This is a genomic window from Acinetobacter sp. YK3 (assembly GCF_001729365.1).
In the GTDB taxonomy this organism is placed as follows: Bacteria; Pseudomonadota; Gammaproteobacteria; order Pseudomonadales; family Moraxellaceae; genus Acinetobacter; species Acinetobacter vivianii.
In genome coordinates, this window is the sequence record NZ_LZPJ01000026.1 from 1 (window position 1) to 21,854 (window position 21,854).

The 21,854-nt window shown below is 41.6% G+C and carries 18 protein-coding genes; 8 read left to right on the plus strand and 10 right to left on the minus strand.

All coding sequences use genetic code 11. The annotated features are described in order from the left end of the window. Window positions 1-137 precede the first annotated feature (137 nt). The gene (locus tag A9Z07_RS03165) at window positions 138-950 is read left to right on the plus strand and encodes an IclR family transcriptional regulator (protein ID WP_004772879.1); all 813 of its coding nucleotides are present in this window, start codon (window positions 138-140) and stop codon (window positions 948-950) included. A 65-nt stretch (window positions 951-1,015) separates the two neighbouring features. On the opposite strand, the gene A9Z07_RS03170 is transcribed toward A9Z07_RS03165, so the two are convergent. Both A9Z07_RS03170 and A9Z07_RS03175 read right to left on the minus strand, forming a co-directional pair. After that, window positions 1,016-1,822 (minus strand): SDR family NAD(P)-dependent oxidoreductase, encoded by an 807-nt coding sequence (locus tag A9Z07_RS03170; RefSeq protein ID WP_047428365.1) that lies wholly within the window; start codon window positions 1,820-1,822, stop codon window positions 1,016-1,018. Between the two features lie 371 nt (window positions 1,823-2,193). Next, window positions 2,194-2,466: a hypothetical protein gene (locus A9Z07_RS03175; RefSeq protein ID WP_004772882.1), complete on the minus strand. Its 273-nt coding sequence runs from the start codon at window positions 2,464-2,466 to the stop codon at window positions 2,194-2,196. A gap of 217 nt (window positions 2,467-2,683) precedes the next feature. Here A9Z07_RS03175 and A9Z07_RS03180 point away from each other — a divergent pair, with 217 nt between their 5' ends. After that, window positions 2,684-3,094 (plus strand): hypothetical protein, encoded by a 411-nt coding sequence (locus A9Z07_RS03180; protein WP_004772884.1) that lies wholly within the window; start codon window positions 2,684-2,686, stop codon window positions 3,092-3,094. 483 nt (window positions 3,095-3,577) lie between these two features. On the opposite strand, the gene A9Z07_RS03185 is transcribed toward A9Z07_RS03180, so the two are convergent. From A9Z07_RS03185 to A9Z07_RS03195, 3 genes are all read right to left on the minus strand, one after another. After that, window positions 3,578-4,969: an amino acid permease gene (locus A9Z07_RS03185; RefSeq protein WP_004772886.1), complete on the minus strand. Its 1,392-nt coding sequence runs from the start codon at window positions 4,967-4,969 to the stop codon at window positions 3,578-3,580. 100 nt (window positions 4,970-5,069) lie between these two features. After that, the gene (locus A9Z07_RS03190) at window positions 5,070-6,632 is read right to left on the minus strand and encodes a CoA-acylating methylmalonate-semialdehyde dehydrogenase (protein ID WP_005258269.1); all 1,563 of its coding nucleotides are present in this window, start codon (window positions 6,630-6,632) and stop codon (window positions 5,070-5,072) included. A gap of 62 nt (window positions 6,633-6,694) precedes the next feature. Beyond that, a complete protein-coding gene (locus tag A9Z07_RS03195; protein ID WP_171258941.1) occupies window positions 6,695-8,077 on the minus strand; it encodes an aspartate aminotransferase family protein in 1,383 nt (460 codons plus the stop codon). A 96-nt stretch (window positions 8,078-8,173) separates the two neighbouring features. Between A9Z07_RS03195 and A9Z07_RS03200 the strand changes: the two genes are divergently transcribed. Then, on the plus strand, window positions 8,174-9,106 hold the full coding sequence (locus tag A9Z07_RS03200; protein ID WP_069576746.1) for a LysR family transcriptional regulator: 933 nt from the start codon (window positions 8,174-8,176) through the stop codon (window positions 9,104-9,106). Between the two features lie 91 nt (window positions 9,107-9,197). Here the strand turns inward: A9Z07_RS03200 and A9Z07_RS03205 are convergent, their stop codons facing one another. The 4 genes from A9Z07_RS03205 to A9Z07_RS03220 form a co-directional block, all read right to left on the minus strand. After that, window positions 9,198-10,484 (minus strand): DcaP family trimeric outer membrane transporter, encoded by a 1,287-nt coding sequence (locus tag A9Z07_RS03205; protein ID WP_062847751.1) that lies wholly within the window; start codon window positions 10,482-10,484, stop codon window positions 9,198-9,200. 204 nt (window positions 10,485-10,688) lie between these two features. Further along, a complete protein-coding gene (locus A9Z07_RS03210; protein ID WP_069576748.1) occupies window positions 10,689-11,390 on the minus strand; it encodes a class I SAM-dependent methyltransferase in 702 nt (233 codons plus the stop codon). Window positions 11,391-11,461: 71 nt separating this feature from the next. Continuing rightward, window positions 11,462-13,156: an AMP-binding protein gene (locus A9Z07_RS03215; RefSeq protein ID WP_069576750.1), complete on the minus strand. Its 1,695-nt coding sequence runs from the start codon at window positions 13,154-13,156 to the stop codon at window positions 11,462-11,464. Between the two features lie 110 nt (window positions 13,157-13,266). Further along, window positions 13,267-13,884, minus strand: coding sequence for a TetR/AcrR family transcriptional regulator (locus A9Z07_RS03220; RefSeq protein ID WP_004772899.1), 618 nt, complete (start codon window positions 13,882-13,884; stop codon window positions 13,267-13,269). A gap of 148 nt (window positions 13,885-14,032) precedes the next feature. On the opposite strand from A9Z07_RS03220, the gene A9Z07_RS03225 reads away from it, so the two are divergent. Genes A9Z07_RS03225 through A9Z07_RS03245 form a run of 5 tightly spaced genes read left to right on the plus strand, consistent with a single transcriptional unit; the run spans window position 14,033 to window position 20,546 of the window. Then, window positions 14,033-15,205 carry an isovaleryl-CoA dehydrogenase gene (locus A9Z07_RS03225; protein WP_069576752.1) on the plus strand — a complete coding sequence of 391 codons (1,173 nt, stop codon included), beginning with the start codon at window positions 14,033-14,035 and terminating at the stop codon, window positions 15,203-15,205. Window positions 15,206-15,229: 24 nt separating this feature from the next. Continuing rightward, window positions 15,230-16,831, plus strand: coding sequence for a carboxyl transferase domain-containing protein (locus tag A9Z07_RS03230; RefSeq protein ID WP_069576754.1), 1,602 nt, complete (start codon window positions 15,230-15,232; stop codon window positions 16,829-16,831). 9 nt (window positions 16,832-16,840) lie between these two features. Continuing rightward, complete coding sequence (locus A9Z07_RS03235) at window positions 16,841-17,644, plus strand: enoyl-CoA hydratase/isomerase family protein (RefSeq protein ID WP_069576756.1); 804 nt, start codon at window positions 16,841-16,843, stop codon at window positions 17,642-17,644. A gap of 11 nt (window positions 17,645-17,655) precedes the next feature. Then, window positions 17,656-19,647: an acetyl/propionyl/methylcrotonyl-CoA carboxylase subunit alpha gene (locus A9Z07_RS03240; protein WP_069576758.1), complete on the plus strand. Its 1,992-nt coding sequence runs from the start codon at window positions 17,656-17,658 to the stop codon at window positions 19,645-19,647. After that, window positions 19,644-20,546 carry a hydroxymethylglutaryl-CoA lyase gene (locus A9Z07_RS03245; protein ID WP_069576760.1) on the plus strand — a complete coding sequence of 301 codons (903 nt, stop codon included), beginning with the start codon at window positions 19,644-19,646 and terminating at the stop codon, window positions 20,544-20,546. The genes A9Z07_RS03240 and A9Z07_RS03245 overlap by 4 nt, the downstream gene beginning before the upstream one ends. A 229-nt stretch (window positions 20,547-20,775) precedes the next feature. On the opposite strand, the gene A9Z07_RS03250 is transcribed toward A9Z07_RS03245, so the two are convergent. Further along, window positions 20,776-21,714: a LysR family transcriptional regulator gene (locus A9Z07_RS03250; RefSeq protein ID WP_032810694.1), complete on the minus strand. Its 939-nt coding sequence runs from the start codon at window positions 21,712-21,714 to the stop codon at window positions 20,776-20,778. Window positions 21,715-21,854 lie beyond the last annotated feature (140 nt).

The following is a 21,854-nucleotide window of genomic DNA, read 5'->3' on the forward strand; positions in this document are numbered from 1 at the left end:
ACATTCTTTTACGTTTTACTAAAAAAATTTTGTTTTATTTATAAAAAAATTTTTAAACAATCTATTTGCAGTTACAATAGAATCCTAAGAAAACGAAATGTACTGATTTGCGATTTTTTGATAGGAAAATTGAACACATGAATTCAACAATTGAAACAGACTCCCAAGAATCTGATGCGATAAAAAATGAGGAACGCTATTTAGTCCCTGGCTTAGTACGTGGTTTGGCAATCTTGCAAGCGTTTAACCAGCAAACCCAAGAAATGACTATTACTGAAATTGCCGAAGTTCTAGATGTAAACCGTTCCAGTGCTTTCCGTCTGATCTATACGCTGGAGTCTTGTGGCTTTCTACGCAAAGCTTCACAGAAAACGTATGCTTTGGATTCGAAGGTCATGGAGCTTGGTTTTAATAGCTTAGCCAAACAGTCATTATTGGACTTGGCAACACCGCTAATGAAAGAGTTACGCGATCAGACTCAACTTGCCGTGCATCTTTCTATATTAGAAGGCACGCATATTGTCTTTATTAACAATATTCAATCCAATGGCACATTTACCAGTAATATTGGCCTAGGCACACGCTGGCCTGCCCATGCAACCGTGATTGGACAAATGCTGTTAGCGGATCTGACCGAAACAGAAATTAAAGAGCGCTATAAAGGTTTTAATCAATGGGACACTTTTTCAGAGCTAACCCCGACCAATCTTAAAGCACTATTACAACGCCTGAGTTTCGTTAAAACCCAACGCTCTATGGTGAGTTGGGGCCATTACAATCACGACATGGCTGCCTGTGCTGCTCCGATTTATAAACAATCTACCCATAAAATGGCTGCCGTTTTATCCGTGAGTTGCCCACTCGGTAGTTATGATGAACACTATTTTAGAAATGATGTTGCCGAGGCGGTCATTCAAACTGCAGAAAAAATTTCTAAATTTATTTATTAATAATCAAAAGCAGCAATTTTCGCTGCTTTTCTTTTATCAAAAAATCGATAACCTAACTTTTGTGCTTAAACCTCCGTTTTTAATTTACTTTTTAAGCGCTTATCCATTAACTGAAACATTGGTCGGGACAGATTCATCATCCATGTCGGTGTCGTATTTAATAATGCATTGGCAACCAGCCCCGCTTTACTGCTGACCCTATAAGATTTCCCTTTTATGGCTTTTACAATCCATCCCGCTGCGGCCGGCGTATCCAGCATTTTCATATGTTTATAAATGGCTGTTTTCGACGACATTGGCGTTCTGACCATTGGGAAATACACGATACTGACATCAATGCCTTTGTCCTTTAATTCCATCGACAAAGAACGGGAAAAAGATTCAAGCGCAGATTTACTGGCGAGATAGGCCGAGAACAAAGGAATCGGAACTTGCGTCGACATGGTCGAAATATTCACAATATGCCCTGCACCATTTTTCATAAAATGAGGTAATAAATGCAGTGTCATATTCACAGCAGCAAAATAATTAATCTGCATGGTGCGTTCATAATCATGTAAACGATCAAGTGACTCAAGAATAGGACGTCTAATTGAACGTGCAGCGTTATTTACCAATACATCGACCTTGTCATGCGCTGACAATATCTGGGTTACGCAAGCCTCCAGTTGTTCCTGATCGGTAATATCTGCTGGATAGATCGAAACATCTCCACCCTGAGCTTGAATCTTCGCCTGAATGCGCTGTAACTCTTCAGCTCGACGGGCAATAAGACAAACTTTCGCACCTGCTTGAGCGAGTTGAAGTGCGGCTTCTTCACCGATCCCACTTGAAGCACCTGTAATAATAATGGTCTTATTGCTTAAATTCATTGTTTTTCTCCAGCAGTTCAGTATTTAGATCACTACATCGTTGTCATTCAAAAATGTAAGCGCTTTTAATCCTGAATACCAATGAGTTTATTCAATATAAAGAAGAGAGAAAAATTATCCTGTTGTTTTAGCGAGATTAAAATTCATTTAGAAGGATGAATAAGTTTTTAATTTTTTAACGAAGTCTAGAAAATAGATTAATGTAAACAGTTGGATTTTGATGGTGTTTTCATTGTGATATAAGTTTGAGCATAAGTAGCTAAAATGACCATAACGGTGTCAATATACACCCGTTATGACCAAAAAAGCATAATAAATACATGATCTTTGAGTCGGTTAACGCCTGGATATCATAAGGTTAAGATCAGGGTTTAACACTCACATGCACCAAACATATTGTAGACAAAATTGACCGGTGCATCTTCAGGATAGACTTCCGTATCTTTCACCATAAACAAAAGGTTATCAGACAATACAATTAAAGAGCTTCCACTTCGACTTAAGATAACACCCTTGGCTATCTCCTCTTTCACCTTATTAATATAGCTATCAACTTTAATGAAAAATACTTTTCGTCCTGCGGTTATCTCAACTGGATTAATTTTTTTATATAAACCACATTTCCTACACACCCATTTCTTCATTTTGCAATCTCAAAATAAAAGAAAGTATAATAAAAATCATAACTTAATAATTAACACAGAAAGCAATTAAAATTACCAGTATATTCATTTCTGAAAAATCAAGCAAAAACACAAAAATTTAAAAATAAAAACACTATGGGACAAATATCAAAAAAAACTATCATTTAAAAGAATAAAAAATATAATTGAAAAATATAATAAATATGGATTTTCAAAAATGTCTTCCCTAGAAAAAATATCAATAATAGCGCTTATAGGGCATCTCACCAGTTTGACGATAGAAAACTATTCTATTGCAGAAAAGTTCTTTACCAAAGACTTTTGCTATATCGATCAGCAAGAAGATAAATTTATCAATATGATTTATTTTTTCTTAGAAAATATCAACGATAGAGATCACAATTATCAAATTACACAGATGAAGGAAATTTCAGATCAGGTTCATCTTGTACATCTTAAAAATGAGATCTTGATTGAGCCGCAACCTTATCACGACCTACTCAATCCACAGGATACGTTTATTCTCATTATAAAAATGATTGAGGCTCAACCTAAAATATCTTATGTAATCGACCTTAAATATAAGGATTTAAATCCAATTTATTCGGTTCTAAATAAATTCACCTAAATGTGAATAAGAACAAAAAATAACTCAATATAATGCTTATAAAAACAATTAAATCACTTTAATAGCAATTCAACATAAAAGCAATCAAAGTCAAAATTATGCTAAACCAGTGTTTATTTTATTAAAAAGAATATAAGTACCTCCACCCTCTTCAAAAGAAACGCTATTAAATATTACAAATTAATTACAGTAAAAATGAAAAATATAGTGAAAAATAAAGCCTTAATTCGGCAGAAATAAACAACAAATTTAAAATAAATTATTATTTATGACTCAACATATATTTCTTGGCCCACTATTTTTTATGCAAATTTATTTTATACTAAATGTTTTTTTCAAAAAATATAGCTTTAGATCTGGGATTCAATCTCTATAAATATCATTTACGATTACTCCTCTCGTTTGGCTCACTAAACAAGAGATATGTAAAAAATAAGGCCTCTATCTATAACGATGAGACCTTATTTTTTGCTGTTATTTAAGTCAATCCAAATGCATTACAACTGCCCTGTTATTTTTCTGCTTACGCGTCACAATCAGACCACAGATCACGACACCGACCGTGACACTTAAAGATAATGTTGTTTCATAACTATATTGCGGTGAAAAGAACATATAAGCCAGTACACTCAGGATAATAATGATCACAAACCACGTCAGCCAAGGAAATAGCCACATTTTAAATGGGACTTCTGTTCCTGCTTTTTCCAGTTTTGCTCTGAGACGCAATTGTGAGAATGCAATCACTAGATAAACCAGTAATGCAATTGAACCTGTGCTTGAGAGTAACAGTCCAAAGACCTTCCCAGGAAATGCATAGTTGATGATACAGCAGATTAATCCAATAAATGTTGATGAAAAGACAGCCACGGCTGGCACACCAGCATAATTAATCTTGGTGACTTTGCTTGGTGCTTCATGTCGAGTGCCTAAACGGAATAACATACGGGATGATGTATAAATAGCCGCATTCATACAGCTTGCAACAGCGATAAACACCACAGCATCAATAATGAGTTTGGTCCCTGGTACATTCAGGCTCATGAGTACATATTGGAAGGTTCCGTATTTTTGCAAATCGGGTGAACGCCAGTCGACCAACGCAACCGCAATAAACATGGATACCACGAAGAAAAGAATAATGCGGTACAGCACCAGATTGGTGGCACGTCTGATTTTTTGTTGTGGATTCGAAGATTCTGCAGCAGCAATTGAAACAATCTCAACGCCAAAAAATGAAAATGCGGTAATCAGAATCGCCGCTAAAATCCCACCCACACCATGGGGCATAAAACCCGCATTGTTATATAAATTGGCAACTCCACTCACATTTTGTGCTAAAGGCCAGAAACCAGAAATCGCTAATACGCCAATGATAATAAATGCAATGATGGCAACTACTTTGATTAAAGAGAACCAGAATTCGAACTCACCAAAGCTTTTGGTACTGAAAAAGTTGGCCAGACTTAAAAAAACAATAAAACAGAAGGCATAAGTAGAAACCGAGAAATAAGGAAACCATGAATATAGAATTTGAGCGCCAGCAATCGCCTCAACAGGAATTGCCAATACCCAGAACCACCAATATAACCAGCCGATGGTAAATCCCGCCCACGGGCCAATTGCTTTACGCGCATAAGTTGAAAATGAGCCCGTATCGGGTTCGAGTACTGCCATTTCACCCAGCATCCGCATCACCAAAAACACCATGATACTGGTGGTCAGATAAGCAAGAATGACCGCTGGGCCTGCCTTGGCAATCGCTGCCGATGAACCAACAAATAAACCTGCACCAATAACACCGCCGATACTAATCATTGTAATGTGGCGATTTGAAAGTCCTTCGCCTAATTTTTTTGTTTTAACACTATCCATATTTTATTCCTTAAAATAATTTGGGTTTGTTAACTACATGTTTTAAATTCCTATTCAAATAAAAAGGGAAAACCAGCGGTTTTCCCTTTAACGCAAAAAATCAGTTTAAAGTTGGCATTGCAAATTGTTTGGCTTCACGGACCTGTGCAGATGGCCAGCGCTGGGTAATGGTTTTACGGCGTGTATAGAAACGGACACCGTCTGGACCATAAGCATGTAAGTCACCAAATAATGAACGCTTCCAGCCACCAAAGCTGTGATATGCGACTGGAACGGGTAAAGGCACATTAATACCGACCATCCCCACCTGAATATGACTGCTAAAATAGCGTGCTGCTTCGCCATCACGGGTATAAATACACGTCCCATTGCCATATTCATGTTCATTGATCAATTGCATGGCTTCCTGCATGGTATCCACTCGCATCACTTGCAAGACAGGCCCAAAGATTTCCTGTTGATAGCTGGTCATCTTCGGTGTGACCTGATCAATCAAGGTCGGCCCGACAAAGAAGCCATTTTCATAACCTGCGGGTTTGGCATCACGACCATCTACCACAATTTTTGCACCTTGCTGTTCTGCACTTTGGATATAGGCTTGTACCTTATCTTTATGCACTTGCGTGATTAAGGGCCCAAAATCATTATTGCTATCAGCATAATGCCCAAATTTTAATTTCTGCATTTCTTGAGTCAGTTTATCGATCACAATATCTGCAATTTCATCTCCGATTGCGACAGCAACCGAAAGTGCCATACAACGCTCACCTGAAGAACCGAAAGCAGCGCCTAATAATGAAGTCACCACATTATCAATATCTGCATCGGGCATAATAATCGCGTGGTTTTTTGCACCGCCTAATGCCTGACAACGCTTGCCTGTCGACGTTGCGGTACGATAAATATATTCAGCGATTGGCGTTGAACCGACAAAACTAATAGCCTGAATTTTTGGATGATGCAATAAAGCATCTACTGCTTCTTTATCACCGTTCACTACGTTAAATACACCATCGGGTAATCCAGCCTGTTTTAATAATTCAGCCAAGAATAATACGACTGACGGCGCTTTTTCTGAAGGCTTTAATACAAAACAGTTACCACACACCAAGGCCATCGGGAACATCCACAACGCGACCATTGCAGGGAAGTTAAATGGCGTAATTCCAGCGACGACACCTAAAGGTTGAAATTCACTCCACGAGTCAATGTCTGGGCCGACATTTTTCGAATATTCACCTTTGAGTAACTCTGGCGCACCACATGCGTATTCAACATTTTCAATCCCACGTTGCAATTCCCCTTTTGCATCATGAGAGATCTTGCCATGCTCTTGCCCAATCAATTCACAAATTTTGTCAGCATTTTCTTCGAGTAACTGTTTGAACTTGAACATCACACGCGCACGTTTGATTACAGGTGTATCACGCCATGCTGGAAACGCCTGCTCTGCCACACGAACTACTTCATTCACCGTCTGACTATCTGCAATTTCAACTGCTTTGCTGATTTCACCCGTCGCAGGATTATAAACAGGCTGTCTTTTGGCAGACTTGGAAACCACCTTTCCATTGATAAAATGTCCAACCACTTGTGTTGCCTGTGCGGATTGACCATCATTGCTCTGCGTCGTTTCACTTGAAAAATGTTCTAAGTTATTCATCTCTTGTTCCTTGTATGGGATCATTTCTTCCGATTGATTTGGTTTTTAGTTAAAAATTGAATTTATTTGACCTGATAAAGTGCATCGCCAACCGCATTCATCAATCTCGATAATTGTGCTTCTGTGCTATTGAACATTGGGCCAAACTGTAAGGTATCTCCGCCAAAACGGACAAAGAAACCCGCTTTCCAAAGCTTCATTCCAAGTTCAAAACCGCGGATCGTTGCATCGCCATCACGTGGTGCCAGTTGTACAGCGCCAATCAGTCCACAATTACGAATATCCAGAATGTGTGGTGCGCCTTTTAATTCGTGTAGAAGCGTTTCAAAACTAGGCGCCAATGCAGCAGATTGAGCCAATAAATTCTGTTTTTCCAACACATCCAGTGTGGCTAAAGCTGCTGCACATGCGACTGGATGTGCTGAGTAGGTATAGCCATGCGTAAATTCAACGGCATGTTCAGGTAAGTCTTGCTGCATAAAGGCATCATAGATTTCATGACTTGCCACAACCCCACCCAACGGAATTGCGCCATTAGTAATCTGTTTGGCAAAGTTCAAAATATCGGGTGCTACCCCAAAATACTCGGCTGCGGTCCATTTCCCCATACGACCAAAGCCCGTAATCACCTCATCAAAAATCAGTAAGATATCGTGCTGATCACAGATTTCCCGAAGACGTTTTAAATAGCCCGTTGGTGGCACAATGCAGCCTGCCGAACCAGAAACAGGTTCAATAATGACAGCTGCGATATTGGATGCATCATGCAATTCGATCAACTTGAGCATCTCATCTGCAAGCTCAACACCACCCGTTTCTGCACAGCCTTTGGTAAAACTTAAATCTGGTTGCAAGGTATGGGGTAAATGATCAACATCCATCAATTGACCAAACATTTTACGATTACCACCAATCCCGCCAAGACTGGTTCCAGCCACATTGACGCCATGATAACCTCGTGCACGACCAATCAGCTTGGTTTTGCTGGGTTTACCCTTAATTCGCCAATAGGCACGTGCCATTTTGATCGCGGTATCTGCTGACTCTGAACCCGAGTCAGTAAAGAACACATGCTGCAATTTTTCGGGCATGTGCTGAATGATTTTCTCAGCCAGTTGGAATGACAACGGATGTCCAAACTGGAAGCCTGGAGAATAATCCAGTTTTGATAGCTGATGACTGACCGCTTGCTGGATTTCAGGCAACGTGTGACCTGCACCACAGGTCCATAAACCAGATAAGGAGTCATATACTTCGCGGCCTGTGCTATCCACTAAATACGCACCTTTTGCCCCAACAATGATACGCGGGTCTTTATGAAAGTTACGGTTGGCAGAAAATGGCATCCAGTGTGCTTGATAATTCAGGTTCATCTGAGCACTTGGCTGTGTCGCTTCCAATGCATCATCACGGTCATTTGTTGTGTCGATATCAAACATAATCACTCTTCTTGTTTTGTGGTTATATCTGGAGTGTACAGAGCCGAATAGTTTTGATAAATTCAAATTGTCTTGAGTTTAGATATAAAAAAGCAAAACTAAATGAAACCGAAAAAATTAAATCAAGTGACTGATTTTGATATAAAACTTCTAAAAATATTTAAAACGGTTTGCGATTGTCATAGCTTTAGTTCCGCTGAAAGTATTCTCGGGATTAGTCGTTCTGCCATTAGTCTGCATATGAGTGATCTGGAAAATCGCTTGGGCATTCGGCTTTGTCAGCGTGGCCGTGCTGGCTTTGCCCTCACCGATGAAGGACGTGAAATTTTAGAGTATATAGAAGTACTGACTGCCTCGATTGAAGACTTCCGCGCCAAAATCAATCAGATGCACAACCAGCTCAAGGGTGAGTTTAATATCGGGATTATTAATAATCTGGTGACCATGCCCAGTCTGTATATCACCAATACACTTGCACAGCTTGCAGAAGAAAATACTGAAGTGGTGATTAATATCAGTATGAGTACCCTTTCAGATATCGAATGTCGGGTACTGGACAATCGTTTACATGCGGGCGTGATTCCTCTGGTAACGCCATTGTCTGGACTGGATTATTTTCATTTATATGAGGAAAAGTCATTTCTGTATTGTGGCAAAAATCATCCTTTATTTAACCATCTGAATGAGATCAAATCGAAGGATCTCAACAACTGGCAAGCCGTGCTTCCGAATTATGCGATTACTGCTGAAGCATCCAAACTACATCAACTTCTGGATTGTTCGGCAACTGCCAGTGACCGTGAAGGGATTGCTTTTCTGATCCTGACAGGGAAATTTCTCGGTTTTTTACCCGATCACTATGCCAAGAAATGGGTCGAAGATGGCTTTATGCAACCTATTATGCAAGAAGTCATGTATTACAGTACCCCAATCTGCCTGACGACGCATAAGGGCAAAAATTACAATATGGTTTTGAAAGCATTTATGGACATCTTGAAGCAAAAAATTATACCAGCAGCCCCGTCAATTTCCTGACCCAACTGATGCCCTCCATTGATATTCATCATTACTTTGATGCATGAATATCAATGAAGTATCAATCCGTAATAATCATTTCTCAGATGTATTAAAAATCATAACTCGCCATCATGTTCACACGATTATCAATCCCGTTACGGCCATCAAAAGTTTCTCGCTCGCCATAAACATATTCCACGCCGAAGGTAATCGGCTTGTAGGGGTTATACATCGCATTAATCCAGCCTTGCCATAATTCTTTATTCTGGGTGATATTGGTTTTCTGGATTTCAGCAAAAGTGTTGTCGTCCTTGGCCTTCATATAGCCATAACCTAAAGTTGAGCGAAGCTGGGAATTAAATTGATGGGTGATCCCCGCAGAAATCGTATCGAACTCGTTGCTTTGAATATTATTTTTATCATCAATCACATAGCTATTATTGGCCCAGAGCAGAAAGCGCCCATCCCCTTTGACATGGTAATAATCGGCTTTTAAGAAGGTTTGCGGACTCAATTGATATTTTCCACCCAGTCCGACACCCCATGCCCATTCATTGTCATGACTGGTTTTTTTCTCAGCCATAAACGTTCGGCCTGACAGTAGTGAGCCATTATCAAATTTATGGTTCAGACGTCCAACCAAGGCTGGCAAACGCATTTCATTATCTGGATCAGAAGTTGCAGTATATTTTGGATCTTCAATTGCGACAGCAAAACTGGTTTTTGCCGAGAGGTTACCGCTATAACGCAGCATCGGTGAACGTAGCAAGGCACTACCAACAAAAGTGCCCGCATCTACAGTTTCTGGATAATATTCAGGTGCAATAAACGTCGACCAGGTTTGACCAATCAGCCATTGATCAAGGGTGATATAAGCATGACGGATACGAAATTGATCTCGCGTTGTACCGCCGAAGAAATCCATTTCCAGTTTACCGCCTACTTCACCCGCAGCAGTTGGGGTTTTAAAATTCAACCCAAAACGTGTCACATTAACAGTACTATGTAATTGGTCTTTTTGAGCAGATTCTTCTGGCGTATTTTCGAGTGGAACCCCGCTAATATTGTTATACATGGTAGATGCACCTTTGGCCTGATAAGAGGCATCGGCACGGATATAACCATATAAATTGACCTCTGCACCGCCTTTGCTCAGATTCAGCTTAGGCACTGTTGTCTCGGTCACTTGTGGTGAAGCCGTCACAGCCACTTGAGTAATAGGTTGCACGGGCACTTTCTGCTGCACATATTGCTGTAACATCGTTCTTAACTCTTGCACTTCCTGTCGAAGTTGCGCAATTTCGGCCTGATCGGTTCCTGCATAAACAGGTGATATCACCATTGCAACAGACACCGCCAATAGGCTTTTTTGTACCGTTAAAATAAATTTATCCATTGAAATCAATTTCCTTGTTCGCAGATCTCAAATACCTTTTAAGATCATTCTTTATTTGTGTTTTTTCCTTTGCCTGAATCGCAATTTCACAGCACATTTTTTATTTTAAAAATCAAAACCATTTGATTTATTTCGTTTTACCTCCTCTTTTTTAGGTCTTTCTATTATTTTAAAATGTCAAAACCAAGCAAAAGCCAAATTGCCTCAACACGACAATAGCAACTGATCCGCTTCATTTTTCTGTGCAATCAAGCCCTGATAGGTCAAGGTCTGGCTAAAAACATGGACATTGCCAAAACCTGCATGATCGAGCAGTTGCTGATAATCCTGTAAAGAGACCGTGAAAAAGTCCTGACCTAAACGATCTATCATCGCTTGGCTTTGTGCTTCACTCAGGCCGGCAGCCTGACATAACAACGGTAAGGCTTTCATTTGCAGAGAATCTTCACAACGCATCAAATCATAGGTCATTAAAATTCCATGACTTTTTAAGCGTTTCGCAATCTGGGAAAAGAAAGTAGGCTTGGATGCATGCGGAATAAAATGAGCCACGAGAATACAAAGTGCAGCGTCAAACACTGGCAGCTCGGATAAACAATTTGTCTCTCCATGTGCAAAGGTAACGCGTGCTTGCTGCCCCATCGCCTGAATCTGCGCTTGTGCCTTTTGCAGCATTGTTAAAGAAGGATCAACAGCCGTGAAAGTCCAGTCAGGATGCCTTTGCAATAAATACTCAAGTTCATAGCCTGTACCACAGCCAACAATCAGAATATGCGCATCATTGCTCAAATTTGCCTGTAAAATGGCATCCACTTGCTGATGCATCAATTCATAAGCTGGAATCAATTGACGGATATGATCGTCATAGCGCTCCACCACTTTCTGGCTGTTAAAATCTTTGGCCATTTCATCCCCTGTTTTTAATCGCGTCACACTCAGCAATAGAGAAAATCCTGAGTGATCCAATCATCCCAATTTTAATCAAAGACTTCGGCTGTCAGGTTTAACTCCGCACGCATGATTTCCTGCAATTTAAACTTTTGCGCTTTGCCTGAAGCCGTCATTGGGAACTCAGCGAAGAATTTGACATAGCGTGGCACTTTATTATGTGAAATATGTTCTTTACAAAAGTGACGTATCGCATCTTCATCGCATTGATGGTGTTCATGCAAAATAATACAGGCACAGAGTTCCTCACCATAACGGCTGTCTGGTAAACCAATCACCTGAACATCACAGATATCTGGATGGGTGTATAAAAAGTCTTCAATTTCTTTTGGAAAGAGATTTTCTCCACCACGAATCACCACATCTTTAATGCGGCCTTTGATTTTGATAAAGCCATCTTGATCCATTTCCGCAATATCGCCAGTATGCATCCAGCCTGCTGCATCGATGACCTCTTTGGTTTTTTCAGGTTCATCCCAATAACCAGCCATCACCGAATAGCCACGTACACAAAGTTCACCCAATACACCTTGCGGAACGATGTCACCCTCTAGATCGACAATTTTAACTTCCAAATGCGGATGGACATGCCCAACGGTACTCACGCGTTTATCAATCGAATCGTGAATATAACTTTGCACACTGACGGGCGAAGTTTCAGTCATGCCATAACAGATGGTGATTTCAGACATGTGCATACGGTCTATGACACGCTGCATGATTTCACGAGGACATGGACTACCTGCCATGATGCCTGTGCGTAAGCTGGATAAATCGAATTCGGCAAATTGCTCATGCTCTAACATGGCAATAAACATGGTCGGAACACCATAAGACGCCGTACATTTTTCCTGATGGATGGTTTTTAAAGACTCAAGCGGATTAAAAACGGCGGCTGGATAAACCATGGTTGCACCATGTGTGATACAGGCCAGATTGCCCATCACCATGCCGAAGCAATGAAATAATGGCACAGAAATACAGACCCGATCTTTTGACGTTAAACCAATGCCTTCACCAACAAAATAACCATTATTGAGAATATTGTGGTGGGTCAGCATGGTTCCTTTCGGATTACCTGTGGTGCCAGAAGTAAATTGAATATTAATGGTTTCATCAAACTGCAAATGCTTGGCTAAAGCATGCAGCTGATCTAATTGCTGTTGTGTCGGTTGTCCGACCAGATCGCTAAAACGGTGAATACCGGTATGCTGCTGCTCATCAATTTTAATGACATATTTTAAATGCGGTAAACGCGCTGAATTGAGTACCTTATCCGCACTCGATGCCAGTTCAGGTGCAATCTTGCTTAGTAGTTCCTGATAATCTGTGGTCTTGAATTGTGCTGCAATTACCAACCCTTTACAGGCAACCTTGTTCAGCACATATTCCAGTTCATGACTTTTATAAGCCGTGTTCAGATTGACCAGAATAATACCTGTTTTTGAGGCTGCAAACTGGGTCACAGTCCATTCCACACAGTTTGGAGACCAGATGGCTAAGCGATCCCCTTTTTTTAATCCTAGTTTCAACAAGCTACACGCAAAGGCATTCACCTCATCCTGCAATGCCTTATAGGTCAATCGTCTATTCTGATGCGCACTGACAATAGCCTCCTGTTCAGCATATTGCACACAGGCCTGATCAAATTTTTCTCCAATCGTCATCCCCAACAGGGGCTGCGAACTGGTTCCAGAGGCATAGCTTAACCGTTGTTGTTGCATTGAATCACTCTCCTTGATTCTTTGTAATTCTGTTCTTCAGTCATTTAATTATTGTGAGTACGACTACTTTTCCAACATCCTGTTGTGCAATTTTAATGATTGTGTTTGCCTTATTTCTTCTGCACTGCATCCACACAAAAGTCAGCAATCTGTTTGGAAAAATAGTTTTTATGCTGCTGATCAAACTTGGTATTTTGCGCTGGATCTAAGGGTTCAACCACCACATAAGTCATGGCACCCACCACACACAATGCTGCGGTATTGAGATCATCCAGAACAAACTCACCACTCGCATTTCCATCTGCAAGGATTTTCTTAATACTTTGTTTAATCAACTGTTTCACACGAAAACGCTCATGTTCAACTGTTGAATCAACCGGTTCAAACATGAGTGAATATGCAAGCTGAGGACTATTCAGCGCCCGTTTTACAAAGGTGGTTACTGCTTTATGTAATTTCTGTTTTGCCGATAAATTACTTTCAGTAATTGAATCAATCACCAATAGTTCGGTGTTAATGGCCTCGGACAAAACCTCAATCAGTACCTGACTTTTATTATCAAAATAGCGATAGACCAGACCACTTGAAACGCCTGCTTGCTCTGCAATGGTTTGTATTTGTGCGTCTTTAAACCCTCCCTCCGAGATTAATTTTCTGGCTGAACTCAAAATCGCTTTGCGATTTTGTTCCATCCTCTCCTGCATCAAAGATGATCGTTTATAGCTCATGAATTTTATTCTCTACCAAATAAAATGAATTGTAAATCATTTTATGAATCACTATTCACTTTTTCAAAAAATCATTGTATGGTACTTCTTAAGCACATACAACAACGCTTTTTGGAACAACAAATATAACCAATGGGATGACAACACAATGAACCTACGTAGCTTGAATTTTGGTCTGGATGAAACGTTAATTGCACTACAAGATTCAGTTGCTGCATTTTGTGCAAAGGAAATTGCACCAATTGCCCAACAAGTTGATCAGGACAATCTATTCCCCGCGCATCTCTGGAAAAAATTTGGTGATATGGGTCTGCTCGGTCTTACCGTTTCTGAAGAATACGGCGGCACCAATTTAGGCTATCTGGCACATATCATCGCGCTACAGGAAATTTCACGTGCATCGGCATCTATCGGGCTTTCTTATGGCGCGCATTCTAATTTGTGTATCAACCAGATTAACCGCAACGGTAGCGAACAACAGAAACAAAAGTATTTACCAAAACTGATTTCAGGTGACTTTGTCGGTGCTTTGGCGATGTCGGAACCGAATGCAGGGTCGGATGTGGTCAGCATGAAACTGCGTGCTGAACAAAAAGGTGATCATTTTGTTCTCAATGGTTCAAAAATGTGGATCACCAACGGTGGTGATGCGGATGTATTGGTGGTGTATGCCAAAACTGATCCGCAAGCAGGTGCCAAAGGCATGACCGCCTTCCTGATTGAAAAAGATATGAAAGGTTTTAGTCATGGCAGCCATTTAGACAAACTCGGTATGCGTGGTTCCAATACTTATCCGCTATTTTTTGACAATGTCGAAGTGCCTGCCGAAAACGTGTTGGGCGGTGTCGGTAACGGTGCCAAAGTGCTGATGAGTGGGCTGGATTATGAGCGTGCCGTACTCAGCGCTGGCCCACTCGGGATTATGGATGCTTGTCTGGATGTAGTGATTCCTTACCTACATGAGCGTGAGCAATTCGGTCAGGCTTTAGGTGAATTCCAGCTTATGCAAGGCAAACTTGCCGATATGTATTCAACCTGGTTGGCATGTAAAGCCCTCGTCTATGCCGTGGGTGCTGCCTGTGACAAAGCTGATCATGACCGCAGTCTACGTAAAGATGCGGCCAGTGCCATTTTATATGCCGCTGAAAAAGCCACATGGATGGCGGGTGAAACCATTCAAACCCTCGGTGGTAATGGTTATATCAATGAATTTTCGGCTGGTCGTTTATGGCGTGATGCCAAACTTTATGAAATTGGTGCAGGAACTTCGGAAATTCGCCGCATGCTGATTGGCCGCGAACTGTTTAATGAAACCAAATAATAACCATAAATCAGGATGCAGCTTATGAACCAATTACACAGCAAAATTAATGTTCGAAGTGAAGACTTCAAAACCAATCAACATGCCATGCAAACATTGGTCAGCGATCTGAAACAAGTGGCTCAAAAAGTCGCACTCGGTGGTGGCGAAAATGCCCGTCAAAAACATTTGGCCAGAGGTAAACTTTTACCACGTGATCGTATTGATCAACTGATCGACGTCGGCACTGCTTTTTTAGAAATTGGTCAATTGGCTGCTTACAAGGTGTATGAAGATGACATTCCTGCTGCGGGTGTGATCGCTGGTATTGGCCAAGTCAATGGTGTGACCTGCATGATTGTCGCCAATGATGCAACCGTCAAAGGTGGTACCTATTATCCATTGACTGTGAAAAAGCATTTACGTGCGCAGGAAATTGCTGAGCAAAATCACTTGCCTTGTATTTATTTGGTAGATTCTGGGGGTGCGTTCTTACCGATGCAGGATGAAGTCTTCCCTGATCGAGATCACTTCGGACGTATTTTCTATAATCAGGCACGCATGTCGAGCCTAGGTATTGCCCAAATTGCTGTCGTGATGGGGAGCTGTACCGCAGGTGGTGCTTATGTTCCAGCCATGTCTGATGAAACCATTATTGTCCGTAATCAAGGGACGATTTTCTTAGGTGGCCCTCCTTTGGTAAAAGCTGCAACTGGCGAAGTGGTGAGCAGTGAAGACTTAGGCGGTGGTGATGTACACACACGTCTTTCAGGTGTAGCTGACCATTTGGCTGAAAATGATGAGCATGCAATTGCGATTGCACGAAACATTGTTGCTAACTTAAATAAAAAGCCAAATGAATTAAATAAACAAGTTGATGAACCGTTATTTGATGCATCTGAACTCTATGGCGTGGTGCCAAGTGATGCACGTAAACCTTTTGATGTTCGTGAAGTCATTGCACGTATTGTCGATGGTTCACGCTTTGACGAGTTTAAAGCACGCTTTGGTTCAACACTCATTACTGGTTTTGCTTCACTCTATGGTATGCCAGTCGGCATTATTGCCAATAACGGGATTTTATTTTCAGAATCTGCACAAAAAGGTGCGCACTTTATTGAGCTATGCACGCAGCGCAATATTCCATTGTTATTTCTACAAAATATTACGGGCTTTATGGTTGGCCGCCAGTATGAAAATGAAGGGATTGCAAAAAACGGCGCCAAACTGGTGATGGCAGTTGCTACCGCAAATGTACCAAAACTCACCTTGATTATTGGTGGTTCGTTTGGTGCGGGTAACTATGGGATGTGCGGCCGCGCTTATTCACCACGCTTTTTATGGACTTGGCCGAACTCTCGTATTTCAGTGATGGGTGGCGAACAAGCAGCAAGCGTACTCTCGACTTTAAAACGTGATCAGATTGAGCAAAAAGGTGCCGAGTGGTCAGCTCAACAAGAAGACGAATTTAAACAACCGATTCGTGAACAATACGAGCGTCAAGGTCATCCGTACTATGCTTCTGCCCGCCTTTGGGATGACGGCGTCATTGACCCAGCGCAAACTCGTCAGGTACTCGGTTTAAGTCTTGCCGCTGCGATGAATGCCCCAATCCAGCCAACCAAATTTGGCGTGTTCCGTATGTAAGAGGTGTATATGAGCTATCAATTTTTACAACTCGAACAACAAGGTCAGGTTGCCTATGTTTGGCTGAATCGCCCTGAATTGCACAATGCTTTTAACACGACAGTTATTGAAGAGCTGCATGCTTGCTTTAAGCAAATCCATACACGCGATGACATTCGTGTGGTGGTTTTAGCAGGTCGCGGCAAAAGCTTTTCGGCAGGTGCCGACCTCAACTGGATGAAACAGGCAGGTCAGGCATCTTCAGCAGAAAATGAAGCAGATGCATTAAAACTTGCACAAATGCTTGATGCACTTGCAACGCTTAAACAACCGACTATTGCTCGTGTGCATGGCATTGCCTTTGGTGGTGGTATGGGTTTGGCATCGGCATGTGATATTTGCATTGCCAGCACCGATGCTAAGTTTGCAACTTCTGAGGTTCGTTTAGGGCTTGCTCCTTCTACCATTAGTCCCTACGTGATTCGTGCAATTGGTGCAAGACAAGCCTCTCGTTACTTCTTAACTGCCGAGCGGATTTCAGCACGTGAAGCTAAACAAATTGGTTTGGCCCACGAAGTTGCAGATGCCGAAGACTTAGATAAAAAAGTTCAAGAAATTATTGATGCTCTATTACTCGGTGGTCCGCATGCTCAAGCGGCATCAAAACAACTCATTCAAATGGTGAGCAACCAGACCATGAGCAATGACTTGCTGCAACAGACAGCACATCATATTGCTCAAGTTCGTCAAGGCAGTGAAGCAAAAGAAGGCCTGAATGCCTTTTTAAATAAACAGCAACCTGCTTGGGTTTCTAACTCGAATAACAACAATTAAGGACGATCATCATGTTTGAAAAGATTTTAATTGCGAACCGTGGCGAGATTGCCTGCCGTGTGATTCGCACAGCTAAAAAATTAGGTATTGCAACGGTTGCTGTTTACTCAGATGCAGATGCAAATGCACAACATGTCAAACTTGCAGATGAAGCGGTTTATATTGGTCAGTCCCCTGCAACGCAAAGTTATTTACAGGCTGATCGTATTATTCAAGCTGCCATTGATACAGGCAGCCAAGCGGTGCATCCGGGCTACGGTTTCCTTTCTGAAAATGATCAGTTTGCACTCGCTTGCCAACAACACAACATTTGCTTTATTGGCCCACCAGTCGATGCCATTTTAGCGATGGGCTTAAAAGCGACTTCTAAAGCGTTAATGGAAAAAGCAGGCGTTCCTTTAACACCGGGTTATCACGGAACCAATCAAGATGCCGACTTTTTAAAACAACAGGCAGATCACATTGGCTATCCTGTTTTAATTAAAGCCAGCGCTGGCGGTGGCGGTAAAGGCATGAGTCTGGTTGAGCACAGTGAAGATTTTCTACATGCCTTAGCTTCGTGTAAACGTGAAGCCAAATCCAGCTTTGGTAATGATGATGTCTTGATTGAGCGTTATGTGATTCAGCCAAGACATATTGAAGTGCAAGTGTTTGGTGATACACATGGCAACTACGTACATTTGTTTGAACGTGATTGTTCTGTACAACGCCGCCACCAAAAAGTGCTAGAAGAAGCCCCTGCGCCACAAATGCCAAGCGAAAAGCTCGATGCAATGCGTCAAGCGGCAATTGATGCGGCACGTGCGGTAAATTACGTTGGTGCAGGTACGGTTGAGTTTATTGTAGAACAAGACGGTACGGCGTATTTCATGGAAATGAATACCCGCCTACAAGTCGAACACCCTGTCACCGAAATGATTACAGGTGAAGACTTGGTTGAATGGCAACTTCGTGTGGCTTATGGCGAACCGTTACCTAAATTACAAAACGAATTGCAGATTCATGGCCATGCACTCGAAGCACGGATCTATGCAGAAGAACCTGAAAAAGGCTTTTTACCTGCCATTGGTAAAATTGACTATCTGCACTACCCAACTCAAAACCAATATGTTCGTGTAGACAGCGGTATTGTTGAAGGCGATGAAATCACGACCTATTACGACCCAATGATTGCCAAACTGATCGTATGGGGTAAAAACCGTGAAGCTGCGCTTATTCAAATGCAACATGCTTTAAGCCAATTCCATGTCGATGGCTTAGGCAACAATATTGCCTTTCTGGAAAAAATTGTTCGTAGCGAATCGTTTAAACAAGCCAAATTGGATACCAACCTGATTCAACGTGAACATGATTTTCTGTTTAACACGCAACAGACAAAACCTGAGCTTATCATCGCAGCGGCATTTATTGAATTTCTCAGTAAACTTAATAACAACAGCTCAAGCCAAAAACAGCTTTGGCAGGCTCAACCGCTATGGCGTTTAAATATTGCCTATCAGCACAGTATTAAACTGAACTATTTAGATCAGAACATTAAAATTAAATTTGCCTCACATGAAGATGGTTTCACCGCAGAATATAACGGACAAAGCTACCCGATTTCGGGCCAATTGATTGATACACACACCGCATCCATTCAAATTGGTGAGACTCAGCAAAAGCTGTCTTTTAACCAAAGTCAGCAAGGCATTACCTTGTTCCAAAATGGACAAAGCTACAAGTTTGCTTATATCCGCCAAGACTTTAATCAAGCAGATCACCAAGGCGACGAAGGCCACCTTAAAGCGCCAATGCCGGGTGTGGTCACGCAAGTGCTGGTGAGCGCCAATCATAGCGTGAAGAAAGACGATATTTTAATGACGCTTGAAGCCATGAAGATGGAATACACCATTCGTGCGCCTAAAGATGGCGTGATTGTAGACTCGTACTTCCAAGTCGGTGATCAGGTCAAAGCTGGCGATGAGCTTGTGGAATTTCAACCTGCTCAGGAGGAAGTTGCATGAGTGAATTTGTCAAAATCGTGGAGGTCGGCCCCAGAGATGGCCTCCAAAATGAAAAACAGGCTTTAACTGTTGAACAACGCTTAAACTTTATTAATGACTTAATAAATGCTGGCCTAAAATCAATAGAAGTCGGTTCATGCGTTTCGGCAAAATGGGTACCGCAAATGGCTCAAAGTGATGAGCTATTTAAACAATTACCCCAAACAACCGATGTGCAATTTAGCCTGCTCACGCCCAATATCAAAGGTTTTGAAACTGCTCAAGCGGTAGGATGCAAAGAGGTTGCGGTGTTTACCGCAGCTTCTGAAAGCTTTACCCGTAAAAATATCAACTGCTCTATTGATGAAAGCTTTGAAAAATTCGCCGATGTACTGAAGGCAGCCAAAGCACATGATATTCGTGTGCGTGGTTACGTCTCTTGTATAGTCGATTGTCCTTATGAAGGCGCAATTGCTCCTGAGCAAGTGGTAAAAGTCGTGAAACGACTGTATGACATGGGCTGCTATGAAGTGTCTTTAGGTGAAACCATTGGCACAGCGACACCAGATCGCGTTCAAAAAGTCTGGCAAGCCTGTCTGGCTGAACTGGACAGCACCGTTTTAGCTGGGCATTTCCATAACACCTATGGCATGGCGATTGCCAATATTTATCAATCTTTACAGCAAGGCATTCGCATTTTCGATTCGTCTCTTGCAGGACTGGGTGGCTGCCCTTATGCCAAAGGCGCTTCTGGCAATGTATCGACCGAAGATCTGTTTTATTTGCTATCACATATGGGCTTTGAAACTGGCATTGACCTAGAAAAGCTAATGCAAGCCAGCCAAAATATTAGCAATGTACTCAACCGAAAAAGCTTGTCAAATTATGCCAATGCCTATTGGCAAACAAAATGCGCTTAGCCATATATAGATTTGTATTCTCTTACTGTCAGACAATATGCTTAATCAATTAAGCTTGATCAGAGCTCAACTTTCTCCCATTCTGCTCAAGAATTGGGGCTAAATCCCTCATGTAATTTTTTTGAAAATTTATCGTTTATCTCTGTATGAAATGCCTCTTTCTAAAGAAGCATTTTCTACTTTTAATTTTAATCCTTATTATTCTTTTTCTAACGCTCTCTCAAATTACTTATAAAAAATAATCTGTATCTTGCTGTATTTTCGGAGAAATATGTTGCTCGACCCACTCCAACCATGTCCGCGTTTTTACATCCACAAAATCCCGTGAAGGCAATAAGGTATACACCCCGATATCAGGAGAACGCCACGCCGGTAAAATACGGCGTAATCGCCCTGTGCGGATTGCATCAATCGATGAAAAAGTTGGCAATAAGGCAATGCCCATATCTTGTTGAACTACATCCAGTAACAACTCAGGCGTATCGGCAATGAGTGGGCCATTAATATCAATCTGATACGAACAGCTATTTTCACTGGTCAGATGCCATTGCGGAGTAATGGATGGATTGACCAAGCGTAAACAGGCGTGCTTCTGCAAATCATCCAGCGATTGAGGTTCGCCATGCTTTTCCAGATAAGCAGGTGAAGCACATAACACCGAAAAAATCGTACCAATGCGACGGGCCACAAATCTCGAATCCGCCAGAGATTCAGTCAAATAGAGACTCACATCAATGCCTTTACCTAAAAGGTCAGGTACATTTTGTGAGGTTCGATATTCAACCGTCAGGTCAGGATAGGTTTGACAGAACTCCGCCATCATCGGTGCAAGATAGTGATGACCAAAACTGGCCATACTCAGTACCCGTAAACGCCCTTGCGGTTTTGTTGCCATGCCCATTGCCTGTGCTTCAGCTTCTTCCACCATGGCAAGCACCTGACGACACTGCTCGGCATAGGTCTCTCCAATCTCGGTCAAGGCATGCTGTCGGGTTGATCGTTGTAGTAGTTTTGTACCTAAACGCCCTTCTAATTCGCTAATTAATCGCGAAACTTGCGCAGTTGTCAGTTCCATCTGTTCAGCGGCAGCCGTGAAACTCCCGCTATCAATCACTTTCAGGAAGGCATTCATTGCATGCAAGAGTCCACCATCAAGATTTTTGCGCATAACGTAAATATCTTTTTCTAAATTACGCATTGTTGCACCAGTTTGGATCAACCACAATGACATTAATGTACATACATTGATCAGGTCTTTTTTTATCCCGAACTGTTCAATCTTTTTAATTGTTATGTACTTACTCCAAA